Annotated in this window: 25 protein-coding genes and 1 tRNA gene; 19 read left to right on the top strand and 7 right to left on the bottom strand. The window is 69.7% G+C overall.

Annotated features, from left to right (window positions below; genetic code table 11):
• Nucleotides 1–106: 106 nt before the first annotated feature.
• A complete protein-coding gene (locus A1QA_RS0103565; protein WP_017177554.1) occupies nucleotides 107–529 on the top strand; it encodes a DoxX family membrane protein in 423 nt (140 codons plus the stop codon).
• A 24-nt stretch (nucleotides 530–553) separates the two neighbouring features.
• Here the strand turns inward: A1QA_RS0103565 and A1QA_RS0103560 are convergent, their stop codons facing one another.
• Together A1QA_RS0103560 and A1QA_RS0103555 are read right to left on the bottom strand one after the other, a co-directional pair.
• On the bottom strand, nucleotides 554–1435 hold the full coding sequence (locus A1QA_RS0103560; RefSeq protein ID WP_017177553.1) for a nitroreductase family protein: 882 nt from the start codon (nucleotides 1433–1435) through the stop codon (nucleotides 554–556).
• Between the two features lie 40 nt (nucleotides 1436–1475).
• Nucleotides 1476–1549, bottom strand: a tRNA-Gly gene (locus tag A1QA_RS0103555).
• A gap of 118 nt (nucleotides 1550–1667) precedes the next feature.
• Between A1QA_RS0103555 and dcd the strand changes: the two genes are divergently transcribed.
• The 4 genes from dcd to A1QA_RS16440 all read left to right on the top strand — a co-directional run bounded on the left by dcd (nucleotide 1668) and on the right by A1QA_RS16440 (nucleotide 5654).
• Nucleotides 1668–2276, top strand: a complete 609-nt coding sequence (gene dcd, locus A1QA_RS0103550; protein WP_026048655.1) for a dCTP deaminase — start codon at nucleotides 1668–1670, stop codon at nucleotides 2274–2276.
• Entirely contained in the window at nucleotides 2273–3400 is a 1128-nt protein-coding gene (locus A1QA_RS0103545; protein WP_017177551.1) for a hypothetical protein, read from the top strand. The genes dcd and A1QA_RS0103545 overlap by 4 nt, the downstream gene beginning before the upstream one ends.
• Before the next feature lie 88 nt (nucleotides 3401–3488).
• The gene (locus tag A1QA_RS16445; protein ID WP_051000510.1) at nucleotides 3489–4589 is read left to right on the top strand and encodes a sialidase family protein; all 1101 of its coding nucleotides are present in this window, start codon (nucleotides 3489–3491) and stop codon (nucleotides 4587–4589) included.
• A 30-nt stretch (nucleotides 4590–4619) separates the two neighbouring features.
• A complete protein-coding gene (locus tag A1QA_RS16440) occupies nucleotides 4620–5654 on the top strand; it encodes a sialidase family protein (RefSeq protein ID WP_341858220.1) in 1035 nt (344 codons plus the stop codon).
• 70 nt (nucleotides 5655–5724) lie between these two features.
• On the opposite strand, the gene A1QA_RS13265 is transcribed toward A1QA_RS16440, so the two are convergent.
• The 4 genes from A1QA_RS13265 to A1QA_RS0103515 all read right to left on the bottom strand — a co-directional run bounded on the left by A1QA_RS13265 (nucleotide 5725) and on the right by A1QA_RS0103515 (nucleotide 9241).
• Nucleotides 5725–6426, bottom strand: a complete 702-nt coding sequence (locus tag A1QA_RS13265) for a 3'-5' exonuclease (RefSeq protein WP_017177549.1) — start codon at nucleotides 6424–6426, stop codon at nucleotides 5725–5727.
• Nucleotides 6427–6578: 152 nt separating this feature from the next.
• Complete coding sequence (locus tag A1QA_RS0103530; RefSeq protein WP_017177548.1) at nucleotides 6579–7391, bottom strand: serine hydrolase domain-containing protein; 813 nt, start codon at nucleotides 7389–7391, stop codon at nucleotides 6579–6581.
• A 48-nt stretch (nucleotides 7392–7439) separates the two neighbouring features.
• Complete coding sequence (locus A1QA_RS0103525; protein WP_017177547.1) at nucleotides 7440–8204, bottom strand: nitroreductase family protein; 765 nt, start codon at nucleotides 8202–8204, stop codon at nucleotides 7440–7442.
• Nucleotides 8205–8428: 224 nt separating this feature from the next.
• Nucleotides 8429–9241, bottom strand: a complete 813-nt coding sequence (locus A1QA_RS0103515) for an exodeoxyribonuclease III (protein WP_017177545.1) — start codon at nucleotides 9239–9241, stop codon at nucleotides 8429–8431.
• Nucleotides 9242–9327: 86 nt separating this feature from the next.
• Between A1QA_RS0103515 and A1QA_RS0103510 the strand changes: the two genes are divergently transcribed.
• From A1QA_RS0103510 to A1QA_RS0103450, 14 genes are all read left to right on the top strand, one after another.
• The gene (locus A1QA_RS0103510; protein ID WP_017177544.1) at nucleotides 9328–10152 is read left to right on the top strand and encodes an SDR family NAD(P)-dependent oxidoreductase; all 825 of its coding nucleotides are present in this window, start codon (nucleotides 9328–9330) and stop codon (nucleotides 10150–10152) included.
• Between the two features lie 88 nt (nucleotides 10153–10240).
• Nucleotides 10241–10738: a thiol peroxidase gene (tpx, locus tag A1QA_RS0103505; RefSeq protein WP_017177543.1), complete on the top strand. Its 498-nt coding sequence runs from the start codon at nucleotides 10241–10243 to the stop codon at nucleotides 10736–10738.
• Between the two features lie 73 nt (nucleotides 10739–10811).
• Complete coding sequence (gene pyrE / locus A1QA_RS0103500) at nucleotides 10812–11381, top strand: orotate phosphoribosyltransferase (protein ID WP_017177542.1); 570 nt, start codon at nucleotides 10812–10814, stop codon at nucleotides 11379–11381.
• Nucleotides 11382–11475: 94 nt separating this feature from the next.
• Nucleotides 11476–11811, top strand: coding sequence for a helix-turn-helix domain-containing protein (locus A1QA_RS14870; RefSeq protein ID WP_051000508.1), 336 nt, complete (start codon nucleotides 11476–11478; stop codon nucleotides 11809–11811).
• On the top strand, nucleotides 11808–12566 hold the full coding sequence (locus tag A1QA_RS14865; RefSeq protein WP_051000507.1) for an ImmA/IrrE family metallo-endopeptidase: 759 nt from the start codon (nucleotides 11808–11810) through the stop codon (nucleotides 12564–12566). Before A1QA_RS14870 ends, A1QA_RS14865 begins: the two co-directional genes overlap by 4 nt.
• A gap of 144 nt (nucleotides 12567–12710) precedes the next feature.
• Nucleotides 12711–13172: a hypothetical protein gene (locus tag A1QA_RS14860; protein WP_154652218.1), complete on the top strand. Its 462-nt coding sequence runs from the start codon at nucleotides 12711–12713 to the stop codon at nucleotides 13170–13172.
• Nucleotides 13162–13839, top strand: a complete 678-nt coding sequence (locus A1QA_RS0103485; RefSeq protein ID WP_017177540.1) for a TrmH family RNA methyltransferase — start codon at nucleotides 13162–13164, stop codon at nucleotides 13837–13839. The genes A1QA_RS14860 and A1QA_RS0103485 overlap by 11 nt, the downstream gene beginning before the upstream one ends.
• A 191-nt stretch (nucleotides 13840–14030) precedes the next feature.
• The gene (fbaA, locus tag A1QA_RS0103480) at nucleotides 14031–15080 is read left to right on the top strand and encodes a class II fructose-bisphosphate aldolase (RefSeq protein WP_017177539.1); all 1050 of its coding nucleotides are present in this window, start codon (nucleotides 14031–14033) and stop codon (nucleotides 15078–15080) included.
• A gap of 388 nt (nucleotides 15081–15468) precedes the next feature.
• Nucleotides 15469–16803, top strand: coding sequence for an ABC transporter substrate-binding protein (locus tag A1QA_RS0103475; RefSeq protein ID WP_017177538.1), 1335 nt, complete (start codon nucleotides 15469–15471; stop codon nucleotides 16801–16803).
• 125 nt (nucleotides 16804–16928) lie between these two features.
• The gene (locus A1QA_RS0103470; protein ID WP_017177537.1) at nucleotides 16929–17768 is read left to right on the top strand and encodes a carbohydrate ABC transporter permease; all 840 of its coding nucleotides are present in this window, start codon (nucleotides 16929–16931) and stop codon (nucleotides 17766–17768) included.
• Nucleotides 17765–18646 (top strand): carbohydrate ABC transporter permease, encoded by an 882-nt coding sequence (locus A1QA_RS0103465; RefSeq protein WP_017177536.1) that lies wholly within the window; start codon nucleotides 17765–17767, stop codon nucleotides 18644–18646. The genes A1QA_RS0103470 and A1QA_RS0103465 overlap by 4 nt, the downstream gene beginning before the upstream one ends.
• A gap of 1 nt (nucleotide 18647) precedes the next feature.
• A complete protein-coding gene (locus A1QA_RS0103460; RefSeq protein WP_017177535.1) occupies nucleotides 18648–19310 on the top strand; it encodes a MusI family membrane protein in 663 nt (220 codons plus the stop codon).
• A 20-nt stretch (nucleotides 19311–19330) separates the two neighbouring features.
• Nucleotides 19331–20551: a hypothetical protein gene (locus tag A1QA_RS0103455; RefSeq protein ID WP_017177534.1), complete on the top strand. Its 1221-nt coding sequence runs from the start codon at nucleotides 19331–19333 to the stop codon at nucleotides 20549–20551.
• A 140-nt stretch (nucleotides 20552–20691) separates the two neighbouring features.
• On the top strand, nucleotides 20692–21978 hold the full coding sequence (locus A1QA_RS0103450) for an adenylosuccinate synthase (protein ID WP_017177533.1): 1287 nt from the start codon (nucleotides 20692–20694) through the stop codon (nucleotides 21976–21978).
• Between the two features lie 111 nt (nucleotides 21979–22089).
• On the opposite strand, the gene A1QA_RS14855 is transcribed toward A1QA_RS0103450, so the two are convergent.
• Nucleotides 22090–22974: an LppM family (lipo)protein gene (locus A1QA_RS14855; protein WP_017177532.1), complete on the bottom strand. Its 885-nt coding sequence runs from the start codon at nucleotides 22972–22974 to the stop codon at nucleotides 22090–22092.
• Nucleotides 22975–23076: the final 102 nt, after the last annotated feature.

The raw sequence follows: 23076 nt of genomic DNA, 5'->3' as shown, positions 1-23076 counted from the left end.
TCGAGCCGCGCGGTGCGGTGGGGGGCGCATGAGCCGCGGCGCAGTGGCAGACTTGGCCCCGCTGATCCATCTGTCCTGATCGGCTGAGTTGGAAGGAGCATCGAGCATGTCCCGCGCCCCTCTTGTCGCCCGCGCACTCCTCGCCGCGCCGTTCATCCATGGCGGCTGGACCCAGATCGGTGGCGCCGACGCTCTCGCCCGCCAGGCCGAGCCCATCGCCGAGGCGCTCAACGCCTCCGCTGGGCCCGCCGTCGAGGCGGTCCTCGGCCGCGAGGCCACGGGAAGAGACCTCGTCCTGCTCAACGGCGGCGCGATGATGGCGGGCGGCGCCGCGCTGGTCGCGGGCGTGGGGACGCGCTGCGCCGCGGGCGGCCTCATCCTCGCCCTCATCCCCACCACCCTCCAGGGCCAGGCCTTCTGGAAGGAGGAGGGCTTCAAACGCTCCCAGAAGCTCCAGGGGGCGCTGACCAACGGCGCGCTCATCGCCGGCCTGACGGGCCTGGCGCTCAGGCGCTCCCGCCGTCGCTGATCGCCCCGGCTCGTCCTTCAGCGCTCAGGCGAGGCCGAATCCCTGCTTCTCGACGGCGCCGCGCATCTCATCGCGGCCGTCCATGTACATGCGGCTCGAGGCCCGCAGCACCGCCTCGCGCCAGGAGCGCCCATCCAGTCCCTGCGAGGCGCGGAACGCGCCGTAGGCCTCCTCGTAGGCTGGCAACCAGGACTCCAGCGCTGGCGCGGGATCGAGGTTGCGCCGCACAACGGCGGCCTGCGCGGGCCGGGGGTGGACTCCGCCGAGGCGCTCGGGGGCGGGGTGCCCGAGCGCCAGGCCGACCACGACGTAGGAGTGAGGCGGCAGCCCGAGGAGGTCGCACAGGGCGGCCTCCAGGTTGCGCATCGAGCCCAGGTAGCAGGTGCCCAGTCCCATCGACTCGGCGGCGACCACCGCGTTCTGCGCCGCCATGGCGGCGTCGACCGAGACGGTGAGGAAGGAGTCGAGGTAGTCCAGGGTCCCGGTGTCGGCGCCCGCGGCGGCCATGATCTCCTCGTTGCGCGAGGCGTCAGCCACCCACAGCAGGACGGTGGGCGCCTGCCGCATGAACGCGAAGTTCTCCGACTGGTTGGGGGAGTCCGCCAGGTCCATGATCCGGGCGCGCAGGGCGTCGTCGTCGATGACGATGACGCTCCACAGGTGCAGGTTCGACGACGTCGGCGCGGACTGCGCGGCGGCGATGACCGTGGCGAGCTCGCGCTCGGTGAGGGGTGTGGGGGTGAAGGCCCGCACGGAGCGGTGGGCCAGCATGGTCTCGACGGCGGGAGTCCACTCCAGGTCATCGGGCCGGGGCTGGGCGCCGTAGCGCTCGGAGAGGTACTGGTCGTGGCGGACGTCGTCGCTCAGTGGCTCGGCGGTGGGGGAGGGGCTGGCTTCATCGCTCATGCGCTTATCGTGCCAGGGACTGGGCGACTGAGCCGCCCGGTGGAGCGGATGACGGGAATCGAACCCGCGCTATCAGCTTGGGAAGCTGAGGTTCTACCATTGAACTACATCCGCAGATGCTCACCGTAAGGTGCGCGGGAAGCAGCATACCCCACTGCGGCGCCCATGTGGAATCGTGCTGCTGTGGCTCCTGTCGGCGGCGCCCGGTCGCCGCGCCTGGCACAATCGTCCCGTGCTCCTCTCCGACCGTGACATCCGCGCCCAGCTCGACGCGGGCCGTGTGCTCCTCGACCCCTGCGATCCCGACATGATCCAACCGGCGTCCATCGACGTCCGACTGGATCGCTCGTTCCGGCTCTTCGACAACCACCGCTACCCGGTCATCGACCCGGCCATCGAGCAGGATGGGCTCACCCACCTCATCGACGTCGGCCCGGACGAGCCCTTCGTGCTCCACCCCGGCGAGTTCGTCCTGGGCGCCACCTACGAGCGCGTCACCCTGCCCGACGACGTCGCCGCCCGCCTGGAGGGCAAGTCCAGCCTCGGGCGGCTCGGGCTCCTCACGCACTCGACCGCCGGCTTCATCGACCCCGGCTTCACCGGCCACGTCACCCTGGAGCTGAGCAACACGGCCACCATGCCGATCAAGCTCTGGCCCGGGATGAAGATCGGCCAGCTCTGCTTCTTCCGCCTGTCCAGCCCCGCCGAGGCCCCTTACGGCTCGGGCGCGCGCGGCTCGCGCTACCAGGGGCAGCGGGGCCCCACGGCCTCCCGCTCGCATCTGAGCTTCGACCGCCTGCGCATCGAGGACGCCGGCCTTCCCTCCGAGGAGTCCAAGTGAGCGCCTCCTCCGGGGACCTGGCGGTCTCCCTGCCCGTCGACACCACGACCTTCACCGCCACCTCCATGATGCCGGTCGGCCTCGTGGACTCCCGTCACCTGCTCGTCCTGGCCGACGACGTCGCCGTGGAGGAGATCGAGGCCCTCGCCCTGTCCCTGGACGAGCACGCCGGCTGGGTGGGCGCCTCCCGCCTCCAGCTCTCCCCGGGCGCCGAGCTCCACGGCCCCTGGCCCCTCGACGACGATATGCGCCGAATGCTGGCCCTGCCCGACTGGGCCGCCCAGGTCATGCTCCTGGAATGCGCCCCCCAGCGCGCCGGCGCCCTGCCCCCGGAGCTGGCGGGTGTGGACCCGATGGCCGATGCCTTCCCCACGGCGATGCCCACCGGCGCCGAGCTCGTCGCCCTCATCCACCTGCGCGCCATCGCCCGCCGCCTCGCTGGCGCCATCCGCCTGGTCGACACGTCTCCCGACGACGGCGAGGCCCGCATCACACTCGTGGTCCCGGACCCGGAGTCCTCGGTCATGCTCGCCATCTACGCGCCGGTGTGGATCGCCCCCGACGCGCTGGCCGTCCTCCTCGACCCCATCGCGCCGGGCGCCGTGCCCGCCCTGGAGACCTCCGCCCCGAGCGGCCCCGTCGGATTCGACGCCCTGTCCCACGCCGACCTGGAGCGCCTCACCGAGACCATCGGGGCCGACGTCCTCGACGAGGTCTGGCGGGACACCGAGCGCGAGCGCGCCCGCGCCGAGCGCGAAGAGGCCGCGGCCCTGGCCGCCGGTGAGGAGCTCGTCGAGTACCGCGAGGGCTACGCCGTCGTCGCGCCGATCGATGCCGGGGCTCCCGGCTGGGGCGGCATCGAGGTCCGCGTCGAGGGGACGAACGAGCTGCCGATCGCCGTCCAGGGGGAGCCCTGGGTCGCCGACGGCGTCGTCGTCACCTCCGTGGTCTGGCGGCCGCTCGATATCGCGGACGCCCATGCCCTCACGCCCAGCCGCACCAGGCGGCGCGAGCGGGCCGCGGCGCGCGAGCTCATCGAGCAGGTGGCCGCCACGGTGGCCCGCGAGTCGGGCGGCGTCATCGTCGACGAGGACGGCTTCCTCGTCGGCCTCGACATCCTCTGAGGGGCCTGTTGAGAGGGCCTGCGCCATCGCGCTCACCGGCCTCACCATCGCCCCCACAGCCCAGGCGGCCAAGACCGCCGATGGCCTTATGGACATCGTCATCACCCAGACGGGCGCCCATGAGGACCACCTCTACTCCGTGGGCGACACCCTCTCCTTCAATATCGACGTCACCAATCTCGCCACGGAGGCCCGCTCCTTCACGGTCGACGAGACCGACCTGGGCGGGGATGTCAAGAAGTGCCGGTGGAGCCGAATCGAGGCCAACGCCAAGAAGACGGACTGCGTGGGCTACGCCACCCACACCGTCACGGAGGAGGACCTGACCGGCGGCTCCTTCACCCCGGAGATCTCCTACAAGACGCAGCAGCCCTCCTACCAGGGAGAGGCTCTCAACACCCCCGAGACGATCCGCGGCGACGCCGTGCCGCTCAAGGCCTCGCAGATCACGGTCGAGTCCATGACCGTGAGCGACCCGAAGGACGCCTACAAGGAGGGAGACACGGTCGAGGTCGTCGTAAGGGTGCGCTCGCATTCCAAGGACACCATTGACGTCGCCACCACCTCTTCGAGCTTCGACGACCTGACCACCCAGTGCAATTGGGGGAGCCTGGCCCCCGGGGCGGGTGCCGTCTACAACTGCAAGCCGCTCCACCACACCATCACCGCTGAGGACGTCAAGACCGGTAGCTACACGCCGTCGATCACCCTGACCGCCAGCAAGGGCGGGGAGGTCCTCCAGACCCTCACCCCCACGGGCGAGGCCCTCGCCGTCCAGGGTGTGTACCCGGAGGCCACGCCGGCCCCGCTCCCTGACGCGAGCGTGTCCCTGCCCGCCTCGATGAGCGAGGGCGCGTCGGTCGCCACGGGCACCGCGGCGGACAATGTCCGAATCCCCGCCATCACCACCGCCCCCAATGGTGATCTTCTGGTTTCCTACGACCAGCGCCCGCTGACCGGTTGGGACGCCTCTGGGAATGACTCTCCCAACCCCAACAGCATCGTCCAGCGCCGCTCCACCGACGGTGGCAAGAACTGGGGTCCGGTGACCTACATCCACAAGGGGGAGAAGGCCTCCAAGCCGACCCGCGTCGGTTACTCCGACCCCTCCTATATCGTCGACGCCGAGACCGGAGCGATCTTCAACTTCCACGTGAAGTCCTTTGACGTCGGCTTCGCCGCCTCCTAGCCCGGCAAGGACCCGCAGGCCCGCAATGTCATCCAGGCCGAGGTCTCCACCTCGATCGACGACGGCCACACCTGGACCCACAAAGTCATCACCCCGGATATCACGCCGGATGACTCCTGGTTCACACGCTTCGCGGCCTCCGGCCAGGGCATTCAGATCCAGCACGGCGAGTTCAAAGGACGGCTTGTCCAGCAGTTCACCATCCGCGCAGGATCTCCGAACAGCTTCACCCAGCAGGCTGTCTCCGTCTACTCCGATGATCACGGCAAGACCTGGAAGGCCGGGACTCCCGCTGGGACGGGCATGGATGAGAACAAGGTCGTCGAGCTCTCCGACGGGCGTCTCATGATGAACTCGCGGACCTCGGACAAGACGACCTACCGCAAGGTCGCCACCTCTACCGATGGCGGCCAGACATGGTCCGAGCCTGTCTCGGACACGAACCTGCCCGACGCGGTGGATAACGCTCAGATCATCCGCGCCTTCCCCAACGCCGCCCCGGGCTCGGAGCGCGCCAAGGTCCTCCTTTTCAGCCATTCTCCCAACCAGTCGACGACGCGCGACCAGGGAACGATCTCGCTGTCCTGCGACGACGGCGCCACCTGGACGCACAAGCTCTTTCGCAAGGAGATTGTTGGCTACACGACGCTCGCCGTGCAGTCGGACGGATCGCTGGGCCTGCTCAGCGAGAATGGGGGCAGTCGGGACATCGGCTACCGCAACTTCTCCCTGGCATGGCTGGGCAGCGACTGCCCCGCGCTCAAGGACGCCCCGAGCCCAGACCCGACGCCGAGCCCGACCGCCGCGCCGACGACCGAGCCCACTACCGCTCCCACAGTTGAGCCGACCGCCGGGCCCACCACCACTCCCGCCCCCAAGGCCGGCTGGGAGAAGGAGGGCAGCAACTGGCGCTACCGCAACGCTGACGGCAGTTTTGCCACCGGCTGGATCTGGGACGGCGCCTGGTACTTCCTCAAGGCTGATGGCCTCATGGCCACCGGCTGGATCACGGTGGGCCCGAGCCGCTACTACATGGACCCCACCACGGGGGCCTGGCGCGGCTGACCGCCTCCAGGGCTGCCTGACCGGGGCCCGCGCGGGACTGGGAGAACTCCAGATCCCACGCGGGCCCCGGTCAGTTGTCGCGCCGCCTCACCAGGCGGGCACGGGCGGCGTCGGCACGACGGTCGTCCCAGGTGAGACCGGTGAAGGCCGCCGCCGCGTCCAGCTCCGCGCTCCAGGCGGGGCGGGCCTGCCCGCGCTCGCGGCCGACCGCGAGGTAGCGGCGCAGCAGGCCCGCGCAGGCCAGGGCGTCGTCGAGCGCCGTGTGGTGGGCGGCGAGAGGCACGCCCGCCGCCTCGCAGCAGGAGGTGAGTCGGCGCGACGGCGTCGTGAGGTAGTCCCGGGCGCGGCGCATGGTGCAGACCTGGGGGATGGGGGCATCGGCGTCGAGCATCCCGAGGCCGCCCAGCGCGTGGCTGAGGAAGCCGAGGTCGAAGCGGGCGTTATGCGCCACGACCACCCGCCCGGCGAGGTCCCGGGCGATGAGGTCGGCCAGCTCGGCGATCCGGGGCGCGCCGGTGACGTCGTCGGGGGTGAGCCCGTGGATGAACGTGGGGCCGACCTCGCGGGCGCCGTCATCACCGGGACCGGGGTCGACCAGCGAGGTCCAGCTGCGCTCGATCTCGCCGCGCGCGTCGAGGTGGACGAGGCCGATCTCGAGGATCGCGTCAGCGCTCGGGGACAGCCCCGTGGTCTCCAGGTCCACGACGGCGTAGCCCGGCGCCATCTCAGGCGCCTGCGGCTGGGCGGAGGCAGTGCTGGACATGCTGGACATCTCCCGCATCGTATCCGCCCCTCCGTCTTGTTCCCCTCTCTCCCATCCCTCCACCGAGACCGGGTGAACAGCACCGCGAAACCGGGCGATCAGCACGGCGAGATTGTGGGCGAGGGGCCTTCCCGCGCCCTCGCCCCGCAGAAACCGCCCCGCTAGAGCGCGAGGATCTGGTCGCCCAGCGCGGTCCAGGCCTGCCGGTGCGCCTCCCCGAAGGGCTCGGCCCCGAGGAACACCGCCTCGCGCCCAGCCACGGGGTCCACCCAGAGGAAGGAGCCGGACTGGCCGAAGTGCCCGAAGGTCGCAGGCGAGTTCCCGGTGCCCGTCCAGTGGGGCTGCTTATGCCCCCGGATCTCCACGCCCAGGCCGAAGAGATTGGGATCCTGCTTCCCGTAGCCGGGCAGGACGCCGCTGAGCTCGGGGTAGACGGGGGCGCAGGCCTGCGCGGCGAGCCCCACCCCGAGCAGGCGCGGCGCGGCGAGCTCGCGGGCGAAGACCGACAGGTCGCGGGCACTTCCCTGCCCCGAGTGCGCCGGCGAGCCGGGGATGAGCACGCTCGCCATGCCCAGCGGTTCCAGGACGGTGGTCTCCACCCAGGTCTCCAGATCTGTCGCGGTGGCCTCGGCCAGGCGCCGCCCCAGGATCTCGATGCCCCGGTTGGAGTAGATGCGCCGCGTGCCCGGCGCGGCGAGCGCCTTGCCGGAGTCGGGGGCGACGCCGCTGGCATGGGAGAGCAGGTGGCGGATCGTCGCGCCCTCCAAGCCCTCCCCGGCCGGGTCATCCAAGGAGATCATCCCGCGCTCAACGGCGATGAGCGCCGACCAGGCGACGATCGGCTTCGTCACGGAGGCAAAGGGGAAGACGGCGTCGACGTCGCCCTCCTCGGCGATGATCCGGCCCCCCTCGGTGACGACGAGCGCCGTCGGGAAGTCGAAAAGCCCCAGTGCCGCCAGCGCGTGCCCGCTCATTGTCCGCTCCTATCCATTCCTGCTCGTTCCTGCCTCTGCCGTCCCGCGTCAGTGCAGGCAGAGCCGCTGGCGATGCAGGACATCGAGGATGGGCGCCTGCGCGGCCCGCCCCTGACCGACCATCCGGGCGATCTGCTCGGTGAAGGAGTCGACGCGGCGCGAGGCGTCCCGAAGGTCGTAGTACTCGGTGACGCGCTCGTCGTAGGCGGCCAGCTCGGCGTCGTGGGCCTCCAGCGCCGGATAGGCGTCGACGCCGACGGTGATCCCCTCGGGCAGGCGCGGCTTGTACTGCGGCTCCTGCGCCGGGTGCCCCACGAGGATGCCGACGATCGGGAAGGTCCTCTCGGGCAGGCCGAGGGCGGTGATGAGCCCATCGGGGTCGCCGAGGATCGAGCCGAGGTAGCAGGTGCCCAGGCCCAGTGACTCCGCCGCCACCATGATGGACTGCGCGGCGATCATCGCGTCCTGGCAGCCCTGGAGGAAGGTGTAGGCGCGCTCCAGCGGCTCGGTCGAGGCCCCGGCGCGCTCGCGGATGACGGCATTGCGGTGCAGGTCGACGACGAGCACGAGCAGTTCCCCGCGCTCCCCGCCGACATAGGGCTGCCCGGAGGCGGCGTGGACGGCCTCGCGCACGGCGGCGTCGCGCACCCGGATGATCGTCGCCTGCTGGAAGTAGGAGGAGGTGGCCGAGGCCCGCGCCGCGGTGAGGAGCGTCCGCATGACCTCCTCGCCCACGGGCTCGTCCGTGAAGGCGCGGATGGTGCGGTGCGCCAGGAGCGTCCCGATCGTCTCGTTGCCGATGGGCGCCGTCATCGGCTCGCGCAGGGCCCGCGCTGCCGGGGATGCCGACGGCGTCGCGGCGCTGGGGGAGCCAGCGGAGGAGGGGGACGCGACCTGGGACGATGATGAGGGGCTCATGTCACGAGCCTAATCCGATGGCGGGCGCCGCGGGCCCCGGCGCCCGCCCGCCTGACCAGGCCCCGGCGCCGGGCTGAGCGGGCCGGCCAGGCCCGGCTGCCCGAGACCCGCCGGCCGGGTCAGTCGAGATCGACGATGACCGGCACGTGGTCGGAGGCGCCCTTGCCCTTGCGCTCGTCGCGGTCGATGAGCGCGCCGGTCACCCTCGCCTCGAAAGCGGGGGAGCCGTAGACGAAGTCGATGCGCATCCCCTCGTTCTTGGGGAAGCGCAGCTTCTGGTAGTCCCAGTAGGTGTAGTTGGCGGCCCGCTCGCGGGTGGCCTCCACCATCCCGAGCCCCTCGAAGGCCCCGAAGGCCTCGCGCTCCGCGGCGGAGACATGCGTGGCGCCCTCGAAGGCCGCCATATCCCACACGTCCTCATCGCGGGGCGCCACATTCCAATCGCCCACGAGGGCCAGCGCCAGGGAGGGATCGGCGGACATCCAGGAGGCGGCGTCGTCCTTGAGCGCGGACAGCCAGGCGAGCTTGTAGGCGTAGTGCGGGTGGTCGAGCTCGCGGCCGTTGGGCACGTACAGGCTCCACAGGCGCACCGGCGCCACGCCCTCCAGCGCCCCGCCGACGGTCGCTCCCAGGGCGCGCGCCTCGATGACCGGCTCGGCGCCCTCCTTCGCCGCCCAGGAGGGCTGCCCGGAGAAGGAGGTGGCGACGTCGCCGAGGCCGACGCGCGAGGCGATCGCCACCCCGTTCCACTGGTTGAGCCCGTGGATGGCCAGCTCGTAGCCAGCGGCCTCGAAGGGCTCGCGGGGGAACTGGTCCGGGCGGCATTTGATCTCCTGCATGGCCAGCGCGTCGACGCCGTGGCGCTCCAGGACGTCCACGACCCGCTCGACGCGGGTGCGGATCGAGTTGACGTTCCATGTGGCGATGCGCATGGGCCCAGGCTACCGGCCGTGCTGCCGGGCCGCGCCCGCGGCCCGCCCTGCCCGGACGCGGTGGGCCCCGGCGCTAGCCTGGGGGCATGGGAACAGCGCTTATCACCGGAGGCACCTCGGGTATCGGCCTGGAGCTCGCCTGGCAGCTCGCCGAGGCCCACCACGACCTCGTCCTCGTGGCCCGCGACGCCGCCCGCCTGGCCGCCGTCGCCGAGGAGATCCACCAGGCCGCGGGCGTCGGCGTCCAGGTGATCGACGCCGACCTCTCCGTCCCCGACGACCTCGAGCGCGTGGCCGCGCGCCTGCGGGGCGGCGTGAGCGGTGCCGTCGCCGGGGCGCAGGGCGTGCACTCCGCCGAGCAGGTCGCCGCCCGCCCCATCGACCTGCTCGTCAACAACGCCGGGTTCGCCGTCGGCCAGCCCTTCGTCGGCGGCGACCTCGCCCAGGAGAGGCGCGCCCTCGACGTCATGGTCGGCGCCGTCATGACCCTCGCGCACGAGGCCCTTCCGGGGATGGTGGGGCGCGGGCACGGAGCGATCCTCAACGTCGCGAGCATGACCGCCCTGACCGCCATGGGCACCTACGCCGCCCACAAGGCCTGGGTGCGGAGCTTCACGGAGGGCCTCGCCTCCGAGCTGGCGGGCACCGGCGTGACCGCGACCGTCCTCAACCCGGGCCTGACCCGCACCGAGTTCCACGACCGCGCCGGCATGGACGAGTCCCAGTGGCCCGACGCCGTGTGGCTCGACGCCGCCGACGTCGCCCGCGAGGCCCTGGCGGCGGTGCGCCGCGGCCAGGTCATCTGCACGCCGTCGGCCCGCTACCAGGCGGGAAACGCCGTGCTGCGGCTGGCCCCCAGGTGGTTCGTGCGCCGCGTCGCCGGGCACGCCTCCGTGCGCACCCAGTACTGAGGCCCACGCCCCGAGGCCCCGTGCCCGTCCTGTTCGCGGCAGGCAGAGCGGGAGAGACGCAGGACGATGGTCCTGCCATGATGGCGCCATGGCTGAGATCACCCTCCATGGAGACACCATCACGACCGTCGGCGCCCTGCCCGCAGTGGGAAGCGCCGCCCCCGACTTCGAGCTCGCCGGAGCCGACCTCGCGCCCGTGACCAGCGGGTCCCTGCGCGGCCAGCGCGTCGTGCTCAACATCTTCCCGTCCATCGACACCGGCGTGTGCGCCACGAGCGTGCGCGAGTTCAACAAGCGCGCCGCCTCCCTGGAGAACACGACCGTCCTGTGCGTCTCCGCGGACCTGCCCTTCGCGCTCGGCCGCTTCTGCGGCGCCGAGGGGATCGACGGCGTCGTCACCGCCTCGACTTTCCGCTCCACCTTCGGGGCCGACTACGGCGTGACGATCGCCGACGGCCCGCTGGCCGGCCTGCTCTCCCGCGCCGTCGTCGTCCTCGATGCCCAGGGCGCGGTCCTCTACACCGAGCAGGTCCCCGAGATCGGCCAGGAGCCCGACTACGACGCCGCCATCGCCGCGCTCGCCTGAGCGCCAGCGGCTCATCCGGGCCCCGGCCTCCCCGAGCGGGAGGCCGGGGCCCGGATCGTCTAGCCTTGAGGGCGTGAGCACCAATGATTCCCAGCGCGCCCGCCTGGCCGAGCTCGTCGGCGAGCTCGCCGTCGTGCGCGGCACCGTCACCCTCGCCTCCGGCCTGACCTCCGATTTCTACGTGGACATGCGCCGCGCCACCCTCCACCACGAGGCCGCGCCCCTCATCGGCCACGTCATGCTCGACATGCTCGAGGAGGCGGGCCTGACCACGGAGGACTACGACGCCGTCGGCGGGCTCACCATGGGCGCGGATCCCGTGGCCACCGCCATGCTGCACGCGGCAGCCGCCCGGGGCCTCGACCTGGACGCCTTCGTGGTGCGCAAGGCCGCCAAGGACCACGGCATGAAGCGCCGCATCGAGGGCCCGGATGTGGCCGGCAAGCGCGTCATCGTCCTGGAGGACACCTCCACGACGGGCGGCTCCCCGCTGGAGGCGGTCGGGGCCCTGCGCGAGGCCGGCGCCGAGGTGCTGGCCGTCGCCGTCATCGTGGACCGCTCCACCGGGGCGCGCGAGCGCATCGAGGAGGCGGGCCTGCCCTACCACGCCGCCCTCGGCCTGGCCGACCTCGGCCTCGACTGAGGGCCCGCGGTCCCGCATCGCTGGATCGTCACGGTTCAACGGAGCCCCCACCTCGACTCTTTCGAAAATCGAAAACTCCGACTATCCTGGTGGCATGGAGAGGATCGCGGAGCGGGTGAAGGAAGCCCTTGGCGCTTCTGGACTGACGCAGGCCGAGCTCGCGCGTCAGGTGGCGATGAGCGAGTCCGCCTTGTCCAAGGCCCTCGGGGGGACACGGTCCTTCGCGGCGGTCGAACTCGCCGAGATCGCCTCCGCTCTTGACGCTTCGCTGCACTACCTCATCACTGGTGAACCGGACCCCTTCGAGGCGCGCGCCGCCGCGAGACATGCCTACGACCGCGCATCGCGCAGGTATGCGGCGCATGCCGAGCCCGATCGCGAGGTTCTTGAGGGGATCGCCCTGCTCTACCGCCAGGCCGCACTGGCATGATGGGGGCATCTGACAGCCGGAGTCCCGGCGAACTGAGACGGACCCTTGGCAAGGGCTTTCCCCTCGACTTCATCGCGCGAGTAGAGGGCGGGCTCGGCATTGATGTCATCATCGTTCCGCTCGAGGGCTCCGGCTACTCGCTCACACTGGGCGGAAAGCCCGTCATTGTGCTCCCGGCCAGCAGGAACTGGTTCCGGAGTACCTTCACTCTCGCGCACGAGCTGGGTCACCTCTTCGATCCCCGTGCCGACCCAGGCGATGGCGCCGATCCCCGTCCCGCGGAGAACGCCGCGAACTCCTATGCGGCCGAACTCCTCATGCCGTGTGAACTGATGCGGCGTCAGCCCTGGTCCAGCGCTGCTGATGTCGCGACTGCGGTGTGGGGGCTCGGGGTGTCCACGCATGCCCTGAGAACCCGTCTGAGCTACTTGCGGTTAGAGGTGCCGTCGGAGGCGAAGGGCGCCTTGAACATGGCGACGCCGACTCTTCTCTCGGCCTATCTGCCGGAGAGTGTGGCCACACCCGATGAGGTCACGCTCAGGGGAGTGGCTTGGGCGACTCGTCGTTTCCCGGCGCACCTGCTGACCTCGCTCCGGCTCGCGGTGGAGCAGGGCAAAGCTCCTCAAGCCTCCTTGGATTGGGCTCTCGGCATCACCCCCGAGGAAGACGCTGGTGCCGAGGAGGACGACGAGGCAGTGCCTACCCCGGACGTCCTGGATGAACTGGACCTCGAACTACTTGGCGACCTGGGGTGAACCGTGCCGGATTCCCCCTTCTTCTTCCCCGACAACACGGTTCTCATCAACTTCGCCATCTTGCGGCGCGTTGACCTGCTCTCATGGTTTCTGCGAGGCAGGGGGCGATGGTGCGCATCGGTCGAATGGGAGTGGCGTAGGAGCATGAGAGCGCTGAGCCTTCAGCGTGCCGATCAGGGGATTCGAGAAGCTTGTGGTGTGGCGCTCTTTCCTGACAGGCGAGAGCAGATCAATATCGATTCCCTCGTCAACTCGCTCAGAGCCCCGGGTGATCCGCTCAGCCAGCACCGAGGCGAGGCGGAGACCGTTGTGCTGATCCGCGATCGTGCCGACCTGAACGGGTCGGTCTTCATCTCTGACGATGCGGGCGCTCTGCGCCTGGCGGAACACCAACTGCACGGCTCCAGGTGCTACACGACTGTCGACATCCTGGTCCGAGCGGAGGTCGCGGGGCGCATCACCAACGACGAAGCGCATGACGACCTGCGCCGCCTGCGGCAGGAAGAACGGTACGTGCGACCAGCGGATGCCGCGGGCTACGACATCAAGGTGGCAAGGTTGCGCGACGTCCTCCTCCGATCGCGAGGAGTCCAGCGTGGCGCCTGAGGACTACTGGGCGGCGCTGCCGCCCGACGCGGACTCCCCCGCCGATCGTCGCGAGGTCGGCGTGGGGCCATGGCCGGGCGGGCCCGATGCCTGGCCCGATGATCCCCACTACGACCCCGATCTGCTCGCCAAGGGGGATCGGCGCAACGTCGTCGACCGCTACCGCTACTGGAGAGTGGAGGCCATCCGCGCCGACCTCGCCTCCCGCACCCATCCGCTCCGGGTGGCCATCGAGAATGTCAGCCAGGACCTCAATATCGGCTCCATCGTGCGCAGCGCCAACGCCTTCAATGTCTCAGGCGTGCACATCGTGGGCCGGCGCCGCTGGAACAAGCGCGGCGCGATGGTCACCGACCGCTACCTCACCGTGCGCCACCACCCCGGCCCTGACTCCCTCCTCTCCTGGGCCGGCGCCGAGGGCTACGAGCCGATCGCCATCGACAACGGCCCTGGCTCCACGCCCCTGGAGGAGGCGCGCCTCCCTGAGCGCTGCCTCATGGTCTTCGGCTCCGAGGGCGAGGGCATCAGCCCCGAGCTCCTCGCCGGCTGCGCCCGGCTCCACCGGATCGGCCAGTACGGCTCCACCCGGTCCATCAATGTGGCCGCCGCGGCGGCAGTGGCCATGCACGCCTGGATCTGCCAGCACGGCGGTCCCGCGCCCGACTGACCCGCCCGCCCTCCCGCTGTGCCGCCGGACTGGCCCGCGCGGCCCGCCGGGCCGGGCCTGAGCCCTCCCGCCTGGACACACCCGCGCGTTCCCCGGTCGGGATCTCGGGACCATCGCCCGGTATCCGATCGGTCCGATCCGTGGAAGAATCGGCCACGCACCATTGCCACATCTCACCCAGGAGGCACCCAGTGGCCATCGCAACCCCGGAGTCATACGCGGACATGCTTGATCGCGCGAAGGCTGGCAAGTACGCCATCCCCGCCATCAACGTCACCTCCTCCCAGACTCTCTCCGCCGCCCTCAAGGGTTTCGCCGACGCCGAGTCGGACGGCATCGTTCAGATCTCCAACGGCGGCGCCGCCTACTGGTCCGGCTCCTCTCGCGCTGACAGGGTCAAGGGCTCCATCGCCTTCGCCGCCTACGCCCGCGCCGTCGGCGACCTCTACCCGGTCCAGATCGGCCTGCACACCGACCACTGCCCCAAGCCGATGCTCGAGCCCTGGGTCCTCCCGCTCCTCGAGATCGAGGCCGAGCAGGTCAAGCGCGGTGAGCTCCCGATGTTCAACTCCCACATGTGGGACGGCTCCGCCGAGTCGCTCGACGACAACATCGACATCGCCGTCGACATGCTCGCCCGCGCGAAGGCCGCCAACGTCATCCTCGAGATCGAGATCGGCGCCGTCGGCGGCGAGGAGGATGGCATCAAGGGCGAGGAGAACGCCAACCTCTACACCACGGCGGACGACGCCTGGCGCGCCATCGAGGCCCTGGGCCTGGGCGAGAACGGCCGCTACATCACGGCCCTCACCTTCGGCAACGTCCACGGCGCCTACAAGCCCGGCCATGTCAAGCTCCGCCCCGAGATCCTCGGCGAGATCCAGGACGACGTCGCGGCCCGCCTCGGCGACCGCCTCTCCTCCAAGGTCGGCACCAAGGACTCGCCGTTCGACCTCGTCATGCACGGCGGCTCCGGCTCCACCGACGAGGAGATCGCCACCGCGGTGCGCAACGGCGTCATCAAGATGAACGTCGACACCGACACCCAGTACGCCTTCACCCGCCCCGTGGCCGACTGGATGCTCAAGAACTACGACGGCGTCCTCAAGATCGACGGCGAGGTCGGCAACAAGAAGACCTACGACCCGCGCGCCTGGGGCAAGGCCGCTGAGAACGGCATGGCCGCCCGCGTCGTCGAGGCCTGCGAGCGCCTCGGCTCCGTCGGCTCCGCCAAGCGCTGATCCCCGGGCGGTCGGGCGGCGAGGCCGCTCGCCCCGTCCAACGTCCGTCATCCGGACCTCCGGTGGCTCCGGCACCCTCGTGGTGCCGGGGCCACCGCGCGTGGCCCCGGCGAGGAGCGCGAACGGCGCGTCGTCTCTGCCGCCGTCTCAACTACCGATACCGCTCGTGGTCGTGCTCAACGTCTTGGCGCAGGTCCGGGGGCATGGGGCGGCAGGGGAGGTGGAGAAGGGAGATTCTGTGCCTGCAAGATTTGCTGCAACGGGGGCGAGGTGTGCAATGATGGGGCGTCGCCCGCGACATCGGACCTACCCCGGGCTCGTCGAGCGGGCAGTCGCTCACGCGGGGCTTTCCTCGCCCTCGCGGTTGTCTTGTCCAAAGGAGGACCTCATGCGACTCGTTTCCCGCCGCTCGATGCTCGGTGGCTCCGCCGCACTCGCCGTTGCTGCAACCCTGGCAGCATGCTCGGGAGGCTCGTCGTCCTCTGACGAGGGGGGCGTCTACTTCCTCAACTTCAAGCCCGAGGCCGAGGAGGCCTTCAAGGCCATCGCCGAGGCCTACAAGACGAAGACCGGTGTTGAGGTCAAGGTCGTCACCGCCGCCGCCGGCAAGTACGAGGAGACGCTGACCTCCGAGGTGGCCAAGTCCGCCCCGCCGACCCTGTTCAACATCAACGGCCCGGTCGGCCTGGCCAACTGGAAGGACTACGCCACCGACCTCACCGACACCGACGCCGCGAAGGCCATCACGGACGACTCCCTGGCTCTCAAGGGCGATGACGGCAAGATCTACGGTGTCCCGCTGGCCACCGAGGGCTACGGCATCATCTACAACAAGGCCATCCTCGACAAGTACTTCGCGATGGAGGGCGCCAAGGCCACGAAGGTCGACGAGATCAAGGGCTTCGCCAAGCTCAAGGAGGTCGTCGAGGACATCCAGGCCAAGAAGGCCGACCTCGGCATCAATGGCGCCTTCGCCGCGACCTCGCTGTCCCCGGGCGAGGACTGGCGCTTCCAGACCCACCTGGCGAACTACCCCGTGTTCTACGAGCTGCGCGACCTCGGTGCCACCGACTCCAAGGACCTCAAGCTCACCTACTCGGACAACTACAAGCAGATCTTCGACCTCTACCTCAACAACTCCACCATCGCCCCCACGGAGGCCTCCGCCAAGGCCGTCACCGACTCCATGTCCGAGTTCGCGCTCGGCAAGTGCGTCTTCGTGCAGAACGGCAACTGGGCCTGGTCCCAGATCTCCGAGGTCGAGGGCAACACGGTCAAGGAGGAGGACATCCACTTCATGCCCATCTACGTGGGCGTCGAGGGCGAGGAGAAGTCCGGCATCGCCCTGGGCACGGAGAACTACCTGACGATCAACGCCGAGGCCTCCGACTCCGCCAAGGAGGCCACGCAGGCCTTCCTCAACTGGCTCCTCACCGACGCCGAGGCCGCCAAGATGCTTGTCGACAAGTCCGTCGTCTCCGTCTCCCCCTACTCGGCCTTCTCCAGCCTCACCCCGGCCGACCCGCTGGGCAAGGAGATCGTCTCCTACCTCAACAACGACGCGCTCTACCCGGTCAACTGGGTGTTCCAGACCTTCCCGAGCCAGGACTTCAAGGACCAGCTGGGCCAGCACCTGTCCCAGTACGCCTCCGGCAAGGAGGACTGGACCGCGGTGAAGGACTACTTCGTCTCCGGCTGGGCCGAGGGCAAGTCCAAGGCCTGATCCCCGCTCTCGCGGCACCACGTGGCCGACGGCGCCCGGTCTCCCGGCCGGACGCCGTCGGCTGAGCCACCCACTTCCCCCTTTCATCAGGCCCGGCAGAGCCGCCGGGCGCCGCAAGAGGAATCATGAACAGCGCACTCAAGAAGTACTTCCCGATATTCGCCGGGCCCACGCTCCTGGCCTTCCTCATCGCCTTCCTCGTCCCGTTCTTCATGGGGCTCTACCTGTCCTTCACCAAGTTCAAGACCCTGACGAACGCAAAGTGGGTGGGCCTGGAGAACTACTCCAAGGTCCTCGACTCGGACTTCGGCTCAGCGCTGTGGTTCACCGTCATCGTCTCGGTGATCTCCATCATCACGGTCAACCTCGGGGCCTTCACCCTGGCCTACCTGCTCACCCGCAAGCTCAAGGGCACCAACTTCTTCCGCTCGGTGTTCTTCATGCCCAACCTCATCGGCGGCATCGTCCTGGGCTTCACCTGGCAGGTCATGCTCAACGCGATCCTCAAGCACTGGGGCCAGACGATCGTCAACGACTGGCACCTCGGCCTCCTGGGCCTCATCCTGCTGGTCAACTGGCAGCTCATGGGCTACATGATGATCATCTACATCGCCGGTCTGCAGAACGTGCCGCCCGAGCTCATCGAGGCCGCCCAGATCGACGGCGCGAGCGGCTGGCTGACATTGCGCAACGTGACCATCCCGATGGTCATGCCCTCGATCACCATCTGCCTGTTCCTCACCCTGGCCAACACCTTCAAGATGTTCGACCAGAACCTCGCGCTGACCAACGGCGCCCCGCTCAAGCAGACCGAGATGGCTGCTCTGAGCATCTACAACACCATGTACCACGCCCGTAACCAGATGGGGCAGGCGCAGGCCGCCGCGGTGATCTTCTTCCTCATCGTCGCCGCGATCGCGCTCGTCCAGCTGCGCGTCACCCGCGCCAAGGAGGTCGACGCATGAGCGCCGCCAGCACTACCAGCACCATCAGCACCGCCGCTCCGCGCGAGAGGCGCGCCGGGAAGATGATCGTCACCGGGATCCTCGCGGTCCTGTCCCTCGTGTGGATCATCCCCCTGGCCTTCATCCTGCTCAACTCGTTCAAGGGCCGCTTCTACATCTCGGAGAGCCCCTTCTCGCTGCCCGCGGGGGAGCGCTTCTCAGGGTTCACCAACTACGTCCACGGGCTGCAGCTCAACGGCTTCGCCCAGGCGATCGGCTGGTCCCTGTTCATCACGGTGGGCTCCGTCGCGGTCATCCTCCTGCTGACCGCCATGACCGCCTACTACATCACCCGGGTGAAGACCTGGTGGACCTCGGTCATCTACTACATCTTCGCCTTCTCGATGATCGCCCCCTTCCAACTCGTCATGTTCCCCACCTCCAAGGTGGCCGACATGCTCGGACTGGCCAGCCCCTGGGGAATGATCGTCCTCTACCTCGGCTTCGGCGGGGCACTGTCGGTGTTCCTCTTCGCCGGCTTCATCAAGTCGATCCCCATGGAGATCGAGGAGGCCGCCTACATGGACGGCTGCTCGCCGCTGCAGACCTACTTCCGGGTGGTCATGCCGCTGCTCAAGCCGACGGCGGTCACGGTCGCCATCCTCAACACCATGTGGGTGTGGAACGACTACCTCCTGCCCTACCTGGTCATCGGCCACGACGAGAACTACAAGACCATCCCGATCGTCATCCAGGCGCTCACCGGCTCCAACGGCAACAAGGACCTGGGCGCTCAGATGGCCATGCTGGTCCTGGCGATCATCCCGATCGTCGGCTTCTACCTCGTCAGCCAGAAGCACATCATCGAGGGCGTCGCCGCCGGCGCCGTCAAGGGCTGACGTGGCCGGACTCCTCCGGCTCGACTCGCCCTTCCACAGGGCGTGGTCAGCAGCTGCGGACCTCGTCGTCATCAATGGGCTCACCCTCATCGGGTGCCTGCCCGTGGTGACGGCGGGGTCCGCCCTCGTTGCCTGCCACCGCGTGGCCATGGAGATGGCCCGCGATGAGGACGTCTACACGGTGCGCTCCTGGTGGCGCTCCTTCAAGGCCAACCTGCGCGGCTCACTGGTGTGGTGGCCGCCCGCGCTCGTGCTCATCGCGCTCATGGGCGCCGAGCTCCGCACGCTCTCTGCCGCCGACGGCGGGGCCAGCGTCCGCCTGAGCTCCGGGGCGTCGGGAATCGTGCTGGCGGGCGCCCTCATCCTGGTCGGAGTCGGATGCTGGCTGCTGCCCCTGGTCGCCTTCTTCGACAACACCGCCGCCCGGCACATGGGCAACGCGCTGCGTCTGGCCGTCGGCGCCCTCGGGCGCACCGCGCTCTGCCTCGCCATCGTCGTCGCCCCAGTGGTGCTCGTCCTCCTCCTGCCGGGTACGGTGGGCCCGGTGTCCTGGTTCATGGTCATCATCGGCGTCGGCTTCCAGGCCTACCTCATCGCCCTCGTGCAACGCGGCGTCATCGACGGCCTCCGGCGAGCGGCCTCCCCTGCGCCCAGCGTTTCTTGAACGTCGACGAGGAGCGGATCATGCCACAGAGCACAGTGGAGAAGTTCCCGGAGTTCCGGGGGAGGGTATCCGTCAAACGCGACGGGAAGCGCGGCCCCATGCTCATCATCCGCCGCGGGCCCGTGTCATGGGCGGCCGTCGGCATCACCGCTCTTCTCCCCATCGCGCTGCTCGCGTGGTCCTGGGGGAGGTACCTCGTCAACCCTGACGACACAGACGCGGAGGTCAGCCTGTTCCTCTTCTCCGTGTGCCCGGGGCTCCCCGTCGCCCTCTGGGCGGTGAATATGTGGCGGCGCCGCACAGTGCTGAGCTCCCAGGGGATCGAGATGCGCCGCCTGCTCCTGACCGAGCGCCGTCCGTGGCCAGCGACGAGCGCCGGGCTGACGATCTCGGAACGCAGCGTCGACAACTGGAACCATGTCGGCAAGGACATCGAGAGGTACCGGATCGCCCTGGTCGGCAGCGGTCACGATGACCTCGTCCGCCTGCCCGGGGCGGTGTTCGATGGGAGTTTCCGATATTCGGCTGAGAAGTCCAAGAAGGAGGCGCACCGGGTCCGGGACGCCATCTGGGCCTTCGCCGTCCAATCCGGCTGGGCGGGCCACGATCCACGGCTCCTGCCCGCGGATCCGGTGCTCGCCCAGGCCACCCGAGGGGAGGGACGATTCCGGGCCCACCGTTCCTCCACCCATTCGCTGGTCTACCGCACGCCCCCGTGGCCGCGGATCTGGGAGACCCTGTGCGATGTCGGCCTCTTCCTTGTCCTTCTGGGCGCGGCCTTCATCGCTGGGGGCATCGGGATGCTGCTCGACGCTGACGGCCTCTCCTCGGACGCGCTGTGGGCGCTGCTCGCCCTGGTCCTCGGCCTCATCTCTTGGGGCTATTGCGCGTACCGCCTCTGGCCGTGCGTGGGGCGCACCGTGATCGACGCCAAGGGCATCCGCGCGCGTGGGCGCGGATACCCATGGCCGAGGTCTCGTTCCGGCCTGTATGTCGCGGGGGACAAAGTCATGATGATGCGCTCCACTGGGCGGGTGGTGCGTCTCCCCGGCACCGGTGGGGCCTGGGGAGGGTTCTCGCGCAGGCGCGCTGTGGCGGCGGCCCAGTGCGAGGAGATATGGCAGTGGGGCCTCGCCCACGGCTCCACCCACGAGTCGGGCGTCTACACGCCCGCGCGAGATGAATCGGAGCAGCACGAGCGCGAGGTCTTCGAGAGCCTTGCCGGGCTGCGGCGCCCGTAGCGCTCCGAGGGCGGTGGGTCCCGCGGCCCCGCACTGGCCCCGGCGGGGCGTGGACTCCGGGCGCGTCCGCCGTCGGGCCTCGGGTAGCCTGGAGGGCGGCGCGCGCACCGGCGCGCCCCCACGATCAACAGGAGAGTCCCATGCCAGGCATTGTCGTTGTCGGAGCCCAATGGGGGGACGAGGGGAAGGGCAAGGCGACTGACCAGTTCGGCCAGGACGTCGACTACGTCGTCAAGTTCAACGGCGGCAACAACGCCGGCCACACCGTCGTCATCGACGGCGAGAAGTTCGCCTTCCACCTCCTGCCCGCCGGCGTCCTCACCCCGGGCGTCACCCCGATCATCGGCAACGGCGTCGTCGTGGACCTGGAGGTCCTCTTCTCAGAGATCGCGGAGATCGAGGCGCGCGGCAAGGACGCCTCCTCCCTGCGCATCTCCGCGGACGCCCACATCATCCCCTCCTACAACCGGGTCATGGACCGCACCACCGAGCGCTTCCTGGGCGCCCGCCAGCTGGGCACCACCGGGCGGGGGATCGGCCCCACCTACGCGGACAAGATGAACCGCATCGGCATCCGCATCCAGGACCTCTTCGATCCCTCGATCCTGCGCCAGAAGGTCTCCTCCGCCCTGGAGCAGAAGAACGGCCTGCTCACAAAGCTCTTCAACCGTCCCGCCATCGACCCCGACGCCGTCGCCGACGAACTGCTGTCCTACGCCGACCGCGTGCGGCCGATGGTCATCGACTGCGGCCTGGAGCTCAACAACGCCCTCGACGCCGGCAAGACCGTCCTCTTCGAGGCGGGCCAGGCCACGATGCTCGACATCGACCACGGCACCTACCCCTTCGTCACCTCCTCCAACCCCACCGCTGGCGGCGCCTGCACGGGCACGGGCGTGGGCCCCACCCGCATCGACTCCGTCATCGGCGTGGCCAAGGCCTACACGACGCGCGTGGGGGAGGGGCCCTTCCCCACCGAGCTCACCGACGCCATGGGCGAGCGCCTGCGGACCGAGGGCGGCGAGTTCGGCGTGACCACGGGCCGCCCGCGCCGCTGCGGGTGGCACGACGCCGTCGTCACCCGGTACGCCGCGCGCGTCAATGGCCTGACAGACCTGGTCCTCACCAAGCTCGACGTCCTCACCGGGCACGAGGAGATCCCCATCTGCGTGGCCTACGACGTCGACGGCGAGCGCACCGATGAGATGCCGCTGACCCAGACCGGCTTCCACCACGCTGCGCCCATCTACGAGGTCATGCCCGGATGGCGCGAGGACATCACGGGAGCCCGGGAGTTCTCCGACCTGCCCCGGGCCGCGCAGGACTACGTGGAGCGCATCGAGGAGCTGGCGCGCTGCCGCGTCTCGGCGATCGGCGTGGGCGCCGGCCGTGAGGCGACGATCGTCCGCCACCAGCTCCTCGGCTGAGGCATCACCGCGCCTCCGCGATCCGGCGCGCTCATGGCATAGGGGGAGCCCCCGGCACCGCATGGGTGCCGGGGGCTCTGTGCGAGGGCCGCTGTGGGGCCTGCCCGCTGCTCAGTACTGGCCGCCCTGGTTGTTGTAGGGCTGCTGGTAGCCCTGCTGGCCATCCTGCGGCGGCACCGCCGGGCCGTAGCCCTGCTGGGGGTAGCCGGCCTGGGGCGCGGCGCCGTAGCCGGCGGTGGGGTCGTAGCCGGGCTGCATCGGCTGGCCCGGGGCTGCCGGCGCGCCGTAGGGCAGCGCTGAGGCGGCGGCCTTCTTCTTCTTGGAGGCGATGATCGCGATGACGACGCCCGCAATGATGAGGGCGAGGACGCCTCCGCCGATGCCCAGGATCAAGGGCATGTTAGAGGAGCTGGAGGACGAGCCGGAGTCCCCGTTGCCCTTGTCCTTGCCGGCGGCGTGGAGGTTGGTCTCGGACTCGGTGATGATGTCCTTCCAGGTCACCTTCGTCCCGTCGACGGTGGAGCTGCCGTTGTGCTCGGTCACCTCACCGGGGAAGGTGACGCTCAGGGAGGAGGTGATGCCAGAGCTCTTGTACTGGCTGTCCTGGAAGCCGGAGATGTCCATGTCGAAGGTGAACGTGTCGCCCTCGTGCTTGATGCCCTCGCCCTTGCTCGACTCCATGTCGCTCAGCTTGACGCCGTTCATCTCGACGGTGCAGGAGGGGTGGCCGTCCTTGTCCCCGAAGGTGTAGGTCGGCGTGACGCCGCTGGGGAGCGAGCTGGTGCCCATGCCCCTGCTCTTCATCCCGTCCTCGGAGCAGGTGTCCTTGTCCAGGAGATCGAGGCCGCTGTCGTCCCAGGCGACGATCTTCATATCGAAGGTGTCGTTATCGTGAATGACGAAGTCGGTGTCGCCGCCACAGGCGGCGAGAGTGAGGGCGGCGGTGGGGAGGAGGAGAGCCGCTGCGAGTTTGCGGCGCAGTGAGGAGATAGCCATGGCGCCAGCATAGGGAACCCGCCGCCGTCTCGCACAGGGGAGTCCGCCCCATGCGCATGGTCAGGCGTCGAACGCCTCCCTGCCTGCGATGTCGCGGTCGGG

This window comes from Actinomyces timonensis DSM 23838 (genome assembly GCF_000295095.1).
GTDB lineage: Bacteria > Actinomycetota > Actinomycetes > Actinomycetales > Actinomycetaceae > Actinomyces > Actinomyces timonensis.
This window is presented reverse-complemented; position numbering and strand designations above follow the sequence as displayed.